The following is a 12,005-nucleotide window of genomic DNA, read 5'->3' as shown; positions in this document are numbered from 1 at the left end:
ACTGAGCTGCTTGATTAAAAACTATAGCCAATCAAAACGGCGGAGACCTCAAGGCCAACATAGACGAAGACGATTTGCAGATTATTACTATGATCTGATTTTGCTATAAGAAAAAGCAACCTGCTGTGACATGCTCACAGCAGGTTGCTTTTTCTCTCGTTCACACACAAAGAAGATTAATTTGTTGGCTGTTTGATCTGCATCAAGACGATGCGCCAGCCGTCGGGATCTTCCACGGTTACACTGCGGTCGGGGCTCCAGTAGGGATTCTCTAGCGGAACAGAGCCATATCCCATTCCAGCCAGCCGCTCCACGACTCGGTCCATCGCTGCCCTGTCATACATATATAGTACCAGCAAATTATCGCGCGAGGGGGCGGGACAGGGGCTCCCATCCACCCTTAAAATCGCGCCATGCGGGTGCCCCTGGCTTTAGTCATGGGGGCATAGCGCACTCCTTTCTGCCTATACTCATAGCCATCAGACCGATGCACACACCACATATATTTGGGGTGAATATCGGCCTTGCCAAGCCGGAAACTAGGGCGGTGACGAATGGCAATACGCCCTTCAAATGTACCCCTGGGAGTAAGAGCTTTGACCATATCACCCGTTTGATACCCAAGAAATTTCTTTTTGCGCTCTTTGTGCTGCTTCGGGAATCCATACTTATCCGTTGAGCAAATTTGCCTTCTGCCATGTCCTGTGGCTGTAATATACAGTGGCACAATCCCTTTATTCAAAAGCGCAACGGGAGTACTTTTACCTACACAAGCGACATCCAACCAGTGGTTTTTGGGGAGTCCTCGTGTAGTACGATGAAACTTCGTCAACCCACCACTACCACACTCAACAGGCAAGCCCACGGCTTTGAGCCGTTCAAGCAAGGCGCTGCCTAAGCGAAGAAGTCGCCTTCTCCGCTCGGCTTCAAAACCGTGCGTGAGACTTGTCACCTCACACGGCTCCTCAATACTGCGGTCGATTGTCATTGACACACTCCATAACGTGTTTCGCATGCCTCTGGTCATGGCAATGGCGATGAAGTGCAAACTTGTTGCTTAATTCTTGGAGTGAACCCCTTTTGCCGGACACACGAGGAAGTCAACTTCCGGCCACAGAGGCATAGGCTGCCTCAAACTCAGCAGGCGGAAGATATCCCAAGCTCGAATGCAGGCGCTTGGTATTATATACCTGCTCGATGAACTCCTCTAAATTGGCTTCTGCATCGGCAAACGATTCGTACTCTTTGAGATACACTTCCTCCATTTTTAACGTCTTAAAGAAACTTTCGGCTTTGGCATTGTCATACGGATTGCCCACGGCAGACATACTGATGTGGGCTCCAATTGCCTGTAACTGCTCCACATAATCATGACTAGCATATTGGACGCCACGATCACTGTGATGGATCAAGCCAGGAGCAGGGTGGCGTTGGGCAATAGCTTGGCTCAAGGCGGTCAGGGTCAACTGTGTCGTCATCTCTCGCGAGAGGAACCACCCCACGCACCGGCGTGAGAAGGCATCCAGGATACAAGCCAGGTACACAAACGCTCCTCGCAGGCGGATGTAGGTGAGATCCGCTACCCACGCCTGATTAGGTGCTGTCAGGACCTGATCGGCCAGCACATTGGGATAGATCGGGAACCGATGCCGCGAGTCTGTCGTTGCTACCACAAACCGTTTTTTCAGATGACACAACAAGGATTCTTCCCGCATGATCCGCAAGACGCGTTTATGATTGACCTTCCAACCTGCTCGTGCCAGAGCACGGGTGACACGACGATACCCATAGCCGGGAAACTCCAAAATGATGCGCTCAATGTCATCGCGCAGCTGCGTTTCGCTCTCATCTGCCTGGTCGAGCTTCGCTTCATAGTACCAACTGCGACTCACGGAGAACATTTTGCACAGCCGCTGCACCGAGAGGTCCGGGTGATCTTGATGAGCCTGAAGAATCATGGCGTGACGTTCCCCAACCCTCTGCTCTGCAAGGCTTTTTTTAACACCTGATTCTCCAACGCTAATTGCCCACAAAAGCGTTCTAATTCGGCTATCCGTGAGTCTTCCTTGGTTGATCCTGACTCGGTGGACAAAAAGGCCGACTCTCCACGCTCTTCATACTCCTTGCGCCATCGAGAGAGCACACTTGCAGCCAGCCCATATTCGCGGCAGGCTTGGGCTGGGCGCTTCTGGCCGGTACTCACCTGACGGACAACATCCAATTTAAATTCTCGGCTGTGTTGTCGCTTGTGCATCGTTTCTTCTCCTTCGCGTCTTTCTCAGTGTACAATATTTTCGCGAAGTTGACTTCGATCACTGTCCGGGAAAATGGGTGCAGTCCATCTTCTCCACCGCCTTCACTTCTTGGGGTGATGTGGTCGATCTCTATTTGATCTTCCTCCCTGAAGAAAAGTTCACACCAACGGCATTTTCCTTGCTGTTTCCGTAGCAGTTTTCCCAGTGTCGTTTTTGTTAATGGGTGATCTTTTAAGCGCTTTGCCCAATAAAGAAGGTTTCCGTCAAACGGGCTTGCGTTGCCTTTTACCTTTATGTGGCGTTGGATGGGTGTTGCATGCCACCTCAGTACATGCTGTTCTGGTCCCTCTGGCGTGGCATATGTCCAGGTATTCCCTTCAATTGTCCGCCAATACTTCCCTTTCACCCATCCCGCACCTTTCTTCGGGTGTTTTCGAGTCATCTTCTGCCAAAGCATACTTACCAGGTGATGATCGCATATCGCAAAAGACTTTGCAGATACGACCGTTCGATAGTACAGCGCCCAACCCTGGATAACCGGGTTGAGTTGGTCAATGATTTCCTCTTGCGGGAGCGATTGACTTTTTTGCAATATCTTCCTGAGTTCTTGCAAATGACGTTGGATGCCTTCTTTACTCGGCATGATGATCGTTTTGAAACCGGACGGTTTTCCTTTGCTTGTATGGGTTTTTCCTACGGGGAATTGTCGAATAGTAAATCCCAGAAAGTCGAATCCTACATTTCCCTGATATTCTTTCAGGGTGTGGGAGAGCCGCGTTTTACTCGGTTTCAATTCCAGTCCGATGCCTCGTAACCATTTTGTAATGATTTGTTGCGCCTTAATGACCTCTGTTTCCTGGGCATGAAGCACGACAAAATCGTCTGCATAACGGATGAGTTGTGGCGCCCCTCGTCGTGCGGAGGGGGCCTTGTTCTCTCCAATGTAGGCTTTTAGTAGCGCTTCTTCCATTCCATAGAGGGCAATGTTGGCAAGCAACGGGGACACGACCCCACCCTGCGGCGTTCCCGCCTTGGTTGGGGAAAGTTCCAATGCTTCCATGACTCCAGCCTTGAGCCAGCCTTTAACCAGTCGCCTCATTGCTGGATAAGTGCGCAGTTTCTCTAAGAGCGCTTGATGGTTGATGTTGTCGAAACAGCCCTTAATATCCGCATCCAGAACATATTTGCTCTTGAGTCGAATATTATTGAAGATTGCTCCTACAGCATCATGGGCACCGCGTCCCGGTCGGAAGCCGTAGCTATTGGCCTCAAACAAGGCTTCCCATTGTGGTTCTAGGGCCGCTTTGGCTAGTGCCTGACATGCCCGGTCAAACATTACGGGAATGCCCAATGGCCTTTGCTCAGTTTTTCCTGGCTTGGGTATCCATATGCGTCTGAGTGGTTGTGGCTTCCTCCCAGCAATCCGTTTTGGGTGAATTGCTTCAACCATCGCAAATCGACCTGCTGGTTGGACGGATTTTACTCCATCTATGCCAGCGGTTTTCTTACCCTGGTTGTCTTGAGTCACTCGTCGTACGGCCAGGAGTCGGGCGGACCGAGACTTCATTAACAATTTCTGTAACTGATGAACTGTTTTTAGATCTCCACGTTCAGAGGCTTTGAAGATGCGCTTTTGCAGGCGGTACTGGTGCTGTTCTAGCTTGCGCCAGGGGAGTCCAGCCCATTCCTCACTCAGACTTACGTCTGGTGCCTTGGTTTTTTCCATGCGACTTGCACTCCTTCATTCCACAGTATCGGGCCTGCGTCAGCGTATCCTGGGCATTACCCCAGGCGTTTGCTTCTCAGGCCATCCCACCAGACAGATGCTTGCGGTTGGTACCTGCTCATGCTTTCGACCTCGCATGAGAGCCATCTGCTGGTTACTTCGTTCCGATAGTTCGTTTTGCGCTGCCGTAGGACTCCTGCTGTCCGCCGGGTTTTGTGGGGGTGAATACCGATCACCGCTTCATATGTCGGCCCCTATCCTTGTCCATTTTGGACCAAGCCCCGCGTTGGCTCAGTGATACTTGCGTTGACTCGTTTTGGCTTGTTTGCTATAACGACGGTTAAAGTGCAGGTTCGCTTGCGCTAGCCATAGCAGCTTGCTAGGGGTGTTCATCACCTCGAGTTTGCAATTCTGCCCCATTTCCTCCCGCTTCTCGGATTGATGACCAGTCGCTACCGAGGGGAGAATGCTGTTCCTCTTTTCACCTGGAGGGATGGGAATTGCGCCCATCGTCGAACTATCAGTTGTCAACGGGCATCTATCCCGTTGCTGTTCCTCCCCCACTTACGCGGTTTTGGAACAAACGAATCGCAGAAAGCGCGTAACATTGACAGCACTGGCATCCTTGAGTGGCTTCTTGACTTGAGCGAGAATCCGCTTGAGCACATCAGGCTTCTTCGCAAGAAACACCGCAATATCCTGCGTCCCTTTGGCACTATTGCATGGCTCGCAGGCCAGGGTAAGATTGCTTATCCGATTGGTACCACCATGAGCACGTGGGTGGATATGTTCGACTTGAAGCGGAACATTTTGTTTGCCACAGATAGGCACATCTGCGTTCCCACTTTTCCAGCAAGTATTCTCCGACTTCATAGCCTTGCAGCGTCCCTTGCTGGTATTCCACGCCTGCAATGTCGGGATTCTCCATCAGTTGCAGATCAAACTTGACCAATTCCTGGCTCAGAGCAGCAATGGGAGCAGAGCGACACAGGCGAGCTACCCACGTGAGAATGTTGGCAAGGCGACTTTCCAACGATGGCGGCAACCATCCCTTCTTTTTTCTTCGATTGTTAAATCTTGGCTTACGATACCGTGTTTTGCGGTTACGTCGGCTGCGACGAACTGCCCTTCTATCATCCAGGCTGTCTTTAATCACGTGCCCACGATGCTCAAGTTCAGCCGCAAAAACAATCTTTCCGTTAGCATCATTCACCAGGGCAATCCCCGTGGTTTTGCTGCCAGGATCGAGTTTCAAGCGCAATGGCTCTACCTCTGGCTGCTCGACAACCCGTTTGAGCACAAGAGTGAAGGGATATCTCCGAAACACGGCTGCTTTCCCTTGCCTGAGCAAGCGCCTCGCGTTTCCTGGATGCACCGGATTTAAAGGGGTATAGTCACTATCAATCACCAAAACATTGCTCAAGTTGAGCCTCCTGCGTGGGGTAAACGGCTGGCGAGGTTTCAATTGCTTGCTCCTTTTCCATCCGCTCCCCCCCGAACCGTGCTTGCTGGTTTCCTAGCACACGGCTCTCCGGTGACTCCTGTCCTTGTGTCGGCTGTCTGGTGGGTTTTCCCATATGTATCGCCAAATGGCAGTACCCACATACCACTAGGGTTTTCCTGTGCATTACTGCCATCTTTTGTATCCATAAGGGTTTTTCCCTTCTTCCCTTTACCTTTAGGTCTTTTAACGCGCGGATGTGATGAACACTGATGTTTTCCTTACTTCCGCATATTTCGCACGTATCCCGAAGGGGCCGTTTGACAATTTCGTTTCGTGGTGTGACTATCGGTATAGGGGAGTATCCAGTAGGATTGCCTTGCCTTGTCGTCTCCAGGGTATACCGCCGAATTGCGCTATGAGTGGCTTTTTCCCATCTCTTTCTACTCTTACCTCTAGGCATTTCATCATTCCATATGGCGTTTCCATATCTGTCTGATACTTCTTTGCCATCTGGTTGACGGTTGCTTTATGCTTGCTGGCAAGCGTTTTTAGCAATGAGAGTCGCATTGTCCAGTGTAATGTTTGCAGCCGTGCGATGTTAATCGCTAGCGCATAATATTGCATTAGTCCTCGATACTTCCACTGGTATTTTTCCACAATTGCGTAATCGCTTTCTGTGGTCAACTCCATTCGATGTATCGGTTTTCCTTTTGCTTGGTATTCGGCGCGGTTCTTTTTCACGACATCTCATGGCACTCGCAATTCAATTCGTTCATTGACACTTCGTCTCCTTGTCGTGGAGGCCAGTTTATCATTTGCAAATTGCGTTGCGATCTCGTATCCGAGGAAGCGCGCTGCACTGGTTTGTGCATGCGTGATAACGGTCTTTTCCTGGCTCAATTCCAACTTGAGATGGTCATGAAGGAATATTCTCAGTTGTTCCTTTATATCTTCCGCTTCTGCCTTTGGCCCCGCAAAGCCTAGTAGGAAGTCGTCGGCATAGCGTATGTATCTCAGGCGACGGTATTCACTGTCATTAGAATCGTAGTAAGGAAGTTGTAGCTGTTGCTTTCTGAGCATAGCTGCTTCCTTTTTCTTTCCACTCTTCCTGAGTTTACTTGCTTTGTCGAGTATCCTTTTGTACTCAGGATTGACTCGTCTTTTTTCCTTACGGTTGTATGCTGGTAAGAGCACTTTCTCGACATACTTGTCTAGCCTGTCCATGTAGATATTTGCCAGAATAGGACTTATCACCCCACCTTGTGGCGTTCCACTGTAGGTGCGTTGGTAATGCCATTCTTCCAAATACCCTGCCTTGAGTAGACCTTCTATCAATCGTAGAAACCTATTGTCATGAAGTTTTTCTTTCAGTATCGACATCATGATTTCGTGGTCAATATTGTCGAAACATCCTTTAATATCTCCTTCGACGAACCATTTGGTACCTGTCCATACATGTTTCACCTCATTTAATGCTGTATGACATCCATGTTTAGGTCGAAAGCCATGAGAGTGGTTGCTCATCTGCGGTTCGTAATATGCTTCAAGTATGAGGCGTATTACTTCTTGCAGCAGTTTATCTGACCACGTTGGCATGCCAAGGGGTCGCATCTTCCCGTTTTTCTTCGGTATATAGACCCGTCTCACTGCTGTCCACCGATAGCGTTCATGACAAAGGTCGTCAATGATCTTCTCGATTTTCTTTAGTGACATGCCATCCACAGTTTCGCTGGTTGTACCTTTTGTCATCGCTCCTTTGTTGGAATACAATCTTGCGTATGCTCGTAGGTACAGGTCTGGATTGTAGAGTTATCGATAGATGTCTTCCAGCGGCAATCCTTTTCTGCCGCGTTCTTGGATGATACCTAATACAGTTTCGGCATCTCGCATCTCGCGTACCTTCTGTTCTTAGTTATCGAAATCACCTGTCCCCCTTCGCCATGTCCCAGGCTTTCCCTGATGCAGACTACTATGGGGACTCCGTAACCGTATGCCTCTCGGCACGTAGGCTATCCCGCATTTGCACTTGATAAACGTTGAGTACGTGTAGGTTCCCGTTCGTTTCCTTACCAGAGGTCGTTCCTCTGTACTCACTGGAGAGGGTGTTCTGCGAGTCTAGCAATTTCTCGCATGTTGTGCATTCCTGGAAACCGAATGCGTATTCCAGTGTCACCGAGTGCAGCTATGTTACGGTGGGCCATCACTTGAGACCGTTGGAAACTTGAGTTCGGCAATCTCAGCCTAACCATGCGTACAGGACTTGCGGCGCATCACATTACATAGCTTCATGTTTATCCGCTTTTCCGCCATGCTGCTTTCCTCTTTGGGTTTCCCCTCCAAGTTGAGCGGATGTCCTAGAAGGTCATTTACCCTCAACCTTCTGCTCCTTGAGAGCTATTTATCAAGCACCGAAACGGCGCACTTCCAGGGTAATGGTTGCCTCGACAATGATAGAGGGCGGTACTTTTCCCTGAGCACTGCATAAACACCCTGTTTTGCTGTTTAACCCAGAGATTCTAGAGCTACAGGCTGGCACGCACCCATAGGTAGGAACTTCAACACTTCACCTCTATCGTGGCCTGCAAACTCTTTGGAGTTTGCAGGCTAAGTCTGGACAGGTCCAGGCTTGCTTTCACAAGCCCCCGCCTTTAGACGTGAGGTACCTGACATGCTGGGTAAACTCCGGGTGATAATCCGTCCCCGGCGGCCCAAGGAGGACGCCAGTATAACCTGCACCTTCAAAGCGCTCGATAAAAGGGAGACCTACACCATCACGGTAGAAAGCGACTACCTCGTCCAGGCGATCCGTTGGACGCGCCATCCGCACACGGATGACTGATAGATCAGAGGGCCACTGCTCACTCAAGGTAATTTTCCTCGTTCCCGTAGAAAATATGCCTGCCAGCGTCGACGTTAGGCCAGTTCCAGCAAGTGCCTTGAGTATAACGCATACGAGGAATATCCTCTCCGTCCATTGGGACAGAAAGCGCTTACGCAGTCTCCTGTCCCAATGGGCAGGCTCTATTCCTTCGGGCTCGTCACCGGGTTCACTATTGAGTTCATCATGGCGCTACAAAAGGCGCCACCATGCGTCATTCCTGGCTGCCACCTGAGGGTGACCTCAAGTTGCGCCTCGCCCTGCGACTTCGCCAGAATGGCGTTGAGCTCCGAGTTAAATTTGATACCAATCTGGACCTCCCACTCGCTTGGGCGTGTTTTCTCCGTCATCTTCAATACGGCCTCGCTTACATTCGAGGCACAGGCTCCGATCAAATCCCGGGCACTGGCAAAGGCATTCTTCACCTGGTGGACACCCCCTTGCGCCACGCCCAATGGATCAGGAGGGAATGCCCCATCATGCCTCGACAGAAGGGCCTGTGTATCCACCGAGTCCCCCACCTCGATGAAGACCTCAATCTCCTGCCCATTACATTGCACCGTATCACGAATGATAGCCATACATCCTCCACCCAGCATCTCACTTGTACCTGCATTAACGCACAGGTCACACAACAATAAAACATCGCTCACTGCTGCTATTACCACAATTATATGCTTCTCTTCGCGAACAATACAACTACATTGATTTTTGTCATACCTCTGCCTCTTGCATATGCCCCACCTCTCTCAGCTATAATTTGTATAGAACAATAAGCGAAAAACGATGCGGGATATGCGCATATGGATAGAAATGGCCACGCCAACCTCAAATTGATAGCGTCTGCACGCTTGCCTTTGCAAATGACGGTTACCATTGGCAGGGAGCAAGAAATTTGTGCCGTCAGCCGCCTGGTGTGCATGGAGAACACACGCCTGGTGACGCTGACTGGCCCTGGGGGCGTGGGAAAGACGCGCCTGAGCCTAGAGGTTGCGCGCACCCTGCATCACGCCTTCCCTGACGCGATCTTCTTCGTCTCGCTCGCCCCTCTCCACGAGCGCACACAGATTCTACTAGCAATTGCCAGCGCTATTGGCGTCCATGAGGGGGGCCAGGAGGCGCTAACGGAGCGCCTGGAGTCCTACCTGCATGAACGACGCTGTCTCCTGATCCTCGATAACTTTGAGCACCTCCTTGAGGCCGCGGACCTCGTTGCCGCGCTATTGACTGCGGCTCCCCAACTTAAAATCCTGGTGACCAGCCGCGAATCGCTCCATCTATATGGTGAACAAGAGATAGAGGTACTTCCACTGCCACTACCACACCAATCGGAGAGTGTATCTGTGCCGGGAGAAGAAAGCGCTGCCCTGCACCTCTTCGTTGAGCGGGCGAGGGCCGTTAAGCCCTCCTTCACACTAACTGAGGAGAACTATGCTGTCGTGGCCGAGATTTGCCAGCGCCTCGATGGCCTGCCTTTGGCGCTTGAGCTGGCAGCGGCCCGCATCAAGATTCTGAGTCCCCAGGCCCTCCTCACCCGCCTGAGCAGTCGCCTTACACTACTGATCGGGGGACCACGCAACCTGCCACAGCGCCAGCAAACGCTGCGCAATGCCCTTGACTGGAGCTATGACCTGCTCACAGAGGATGAACAGCGCGCTTTCAGCCGCCTGGGCAGCCTGGTCGGCACCTGGAGCCTGGGGGCAGCGACGGCATGCATGACTATAGGCAAAGAGAGTGAGGCCCTGGATATGCTCTCCTCCCTGGTGGATAAGAGCCTCGTACGCCCCCTGACGTCAGAGGAGGACGAGCCGCGCTTTATGCTGCTAGAAACCCTCCACGAATACGCTTTTGCCTTCCTCCAGCGGAGTGGAGAGCAGGAAGAGAGCGAACGCAGGCACGCCAACTATTATCTGCGGATGGCGGAGGAGGCCGACTCCAACCTGCGCGGTCTAGGGCAACAACGCTGGCTGGCAAAACTGGATCAGGAGTCACCCAACTTGCTCCTGACCCTGCGCCGCGTCCTTACCTGGCAGGATGCGCAGTTAGCTCTGCGCCTTGGGAGCGCCCTGAGTGACTACCTCCTCTTGCGCCATACACAGAATACACAGCATAACTGGCTGGAAGAGATCCTGGTCCTCGACGTGAGTGCGGAGCTACTCCCCTACCGGGTGCGCATCCTTTATAGCGCGGGCTGCCAGGCGCGCTTACAAGGAGACACTGCTCGCGCCAATCAGCTCCTGGAAGATTGCCTTAAGCTTGCCAAACAGATTAGCGATCTGCGTACACAGGCACTGGCTCTGGGCGAGATGGGCATGCTCGCCATGCAGCGGGGAGATTACGTCCAGGCACGCGAACTGGCCATGAAGGGTATACAGGCGCTCAGCACGACCAGCGACAAATGGGGCAAATCCGCCCTGCACCGTATCTACGGCAATATCGCCAGTAAGCAGGGCGATGTCGACGCGGCCCAGACGCACTACCTGCTGAGCCTGATGCTACTGCGCGAGGTAGGAGAGAAACGCGGGCTAGCCGAGGTCTACATCAGCCTGGCTACGATCATGCACCTGCGTGGCAAGCTACGCAGCGCACATTACCTCTATCAACGTGGATTGGCCTACTTTGAAACCCTGGAGGATCGCTGGGGGCAAGTACGCTGTCTCAATGGAATGGGAGCCGCCTACAGCGCACAAGGGGCCTACACCGAAGCCGAGCAATACCTGGGGCAAACACTCACGCTTGCCCAGCAATTACGCGACCGCGAAGGGCAGGCCAGCGCTCTGAGCTACCTGGCTATGGCCCGGCTTAACCAATGGCAGGAAGGGGCGGAGCAACTGAGTGAGATCGCAGCCACCTTGAAAGAGAGCCTGCACCTCGCCAACCAGCTCAAGAATTTGCCCGGCAAAGCCTACGTGCTCCTGGCCCTGGGCGAGGTTGAACGCCTGCACGGCAACCGCCAGGGCGCTCAGACATATTACAGCCAATGCCTGGAGTTGGCCCAACGTATGAACGATAAGCTCACACGTACACGTATCCTTTGCGCGCAAGGGAGGCTGGCTCTTGAACAACAGGAATATCAGCTCGCCTGCACACTGCTTCAGGAAAGTATTCAGCTCGCGTGGCAGACTGGCAACCATGTCGCCCTCGCGGGCGAGCTAGAGAGCGTGGCCCAGCTCTGCCTCGACACGCGCCAGCCCGAGTTGGGAGTCCAGCTTCTCGCCAGCGCTCATAGCCTGCGCGAGAAGCTCCAGACCCCACTCCCGCCTATTCACCAGGCAATGCACCAGCAGCTCTATACCCACCTGGAAAAAGAGATCAGCCCGGAGACATGGAGCGAGTCCTGGAATGTCGGCTGCGCCCTCCTGCTGGCCCAGGTCGTTGACCTCGTCTCGAACATTACCATTTCCGCGCAAGACACCACGAAAACGCCATCCCTCACACCTCCTGCCGCCAATGCCTTCCATCTCACGGCCCGCGAGTGTGAGGTACTGCATCTACTGGCCCAGGGGCATCCTGACGCACGCATCGCCCATGAACTGGTGCTCAGCCGCCGCACCGTCAACACGCACCTGCGCTCCATCTACGCCAAGCTCGGCGTCACCACACGCACTGCCGCCGCCCGCGTGGCCTTCGAGCAACAACTGGCATAGCGCTCACACATCAAAAATGTGCGATACTAAGCAAGCAGTAAAAACAGATATTTAT

General features: G+C 52.4%; 5 protein-coding genes and 4 pseudogenes. 1 reads left to right on the top strand and 8 read right to left on the bottom strand.

The features are described 5' to 3' along the window. Positions 1-176: 176 nt before the first annotated feature. From JMJ04_RS45790 to JMJ04_RS45755, 8 genes and pseudogenes are all read right to left on the bottom strand, one after another. Positions 177-398 carry a VOC family protein gene (locus JMJ04_RS45790; RefSeq protein ID WP_420799610.1) on the bottom strand — a complete coding sequence of 74 codons (222 nt, stop codon included), beginning with the start codon at positions 396-398 and terminating at the stop codon, positions 177-179. A gap of 2 nt (positions 399-400) precedes the next feature. Next, positions 401-889: pseudogene (locus tag JMJ04_RS45785) on the bottom strand (RNA-guided endonuclease IscB); the annotation flags it as partial. A 211-nt stretch (positions 890-1,100) separates the two neighbouring features. After that, positions 1,101-2,254 (bottom strand): annotated as a pseudogene (locus JMJ04_RS45780) (IS3 family transposase). Next, positions 2,200-3,981, bottom strand: a complete 1,782-nt coding sequence (gene ltrA / locus JMJ04_RS45775; protein WP_201377011.1) for a group II intron reverse transcriptase/maturase — start codon at positions 3,979-3,981, stop codon at positions 2,200-2,202. Before ltrA ends, JMJ04_RS45780 begins: the two are co-directional and overlap by 55 nt. A gap of 594 nt (positions 3,982-4,575) precedes the next feature. Further along, positions 4,576-5,404: pseudogene (gene iscB, locus JMJ04_RS45770) on the bottom strand (RNA-guided endonuclease IscB); the annotation flags it as partial. Positions 5,405-5,531: 127 nt separating this feature from the next. Then, a pseudogene (locus JMJ04_RS49435) lies at positions 5,532-7,315 on the bottom strand (reverse transcriptase/maturase family protein); the annotation flags it as partial. A 742-nt stretch (positions 7,316-8,057) separates the two neighbouring features. Next, complete coding sequence (locus JMJ04_RS45760; protein WP_201377010.1) at positions 8,058-8,291, bottom strand: hypothetical protein; 234 nt, start codon at positions 8,289-8,291, stop codon at positions 8,058-8,060. A 155-nt stretch (positions 8,292-8,446) separates the two neighbouring features. Further along, positions 8,447-8,884: a CU044_2847 family protein gene (locus JMJ04_RS45755; protein WP_201377009.1), complete on the bottom strand. Its 438-nt coding sequence runs from the start codon at positions 8,882-8,884 to the stop codon at positions 8,447-8,449. A gap of 222 nt (positions 8,885-9,106) precedes the next feature. On the opposite strand from JMJ04_RS45755, the gene JMJ04_RS45750 reads away from it, so the two are divergent. After that, the gene (locus JMJ04_RS45750; RefSeq protein WP_201377008.1) at positions 9,107-11,950 is read left to right on the top strand and encodes a tetratricopeptide repeat protein; all 2,844 of its coding nucleotides are present in this window, start codon (positions 9,107-9,109) and stop codon (positions 11,948-11,950) included. The last annotated feature ends 55 nt before the right edge of the window (positions 11,951-12,005 follow it).

It is taken from the genome of Ktedonobacter robiniae, assembly GCF_016587375.1.
Classification (GTDB): Bacteria; Chloroflexota; Ktedonobacteria; order Ktedonobacterales; family Ktedonobacteraceae; genus Ktedonobacter; species Ktedonobacter robiniae.
The sequence above is the reverse complement of the archived record's forward strand: the minus strand, read 5'-3'. Positions and strand labels throughout refer to the sequence as shown.

What these genes read in the sequence shown, in the direction of transcription:
- ltrA (WP_201377011.1), bottom strand. Translation starts at nt 3,981, where the DNA reads ATGGAAAAAACCAAGGCACCAGACGTAAGTCTGAGTGAGGAATGGGCT.
- JMJ04_RS45755 (WP_201377009.1), bottom strand. Translation starts at nt 8,884, where the DNA reads ATGGCTATCATTCGTGATACGGTGCAATGTAATGGGCAGGAGATTGAG.
- JMJ04_RS45750 (WP_201377008.1), top strand. Translation starts at nt 9,107, where the DNA reads ATGGATAGAAATGGCCACGCCAACCTCAAATTGATAGCGTCTGCACGC.